This is a genomic window from Pseudomonas sp. SIMBA_041 (genome assembly GCF_046535095.1).
Classification (GTDB): domain Bacteria; phylum Pseudomonadota; class Gammaproteobacteria; order Pseudomonadales; family Pseudomonadaceae; genus Aquipseudomonas; species Aquipseudomonas mucoides.
In genome coordinates, this window is record NZ_JAWRXJ010000809.1 from 1 (window position 1) to 244 (window position 244).

Consider the following 244-nt stretch of genomic DNA (forward strand, 5'->3'; position numbering starts at 1 on the left):
CTCCATGTTCTACGGTGCCTATTTGTCTGCTCATTTGTTTCGCGCCAGCGATTTTATGTCATTTTACGAAATGCATCTTAAATCCTTGTTAAAGTAGGTGATCACTATGTCAAAAATCGTGCGGGGAAGATTTACTGCCGAAATGGACGAATCATTCGTCGTTTTTATTATCGGGATGCGCATCAATCGCTTGCTTGCCGTACACAAGTGGGTTCCGGTAGCAAAGGCGATGGGAGGGATGCTG

1 protein-coding gene is annotated in these 244 nt (G+C 45.1%); it reads left to right on the forward strand.

Going from position 1 to position 244, the window contains the following annotated elements; all coding sequences use genetic code 11:
• Positions 1-142: 142 nt before the first annotated feature.
• A partial coding sequence (locus SB725_RS33370; RefSeq protein ID WP_410923718.1) for a monooxygenase family protein occupies positions 143-244 on the forward strand: 102 nt, incomplete at its 3' end.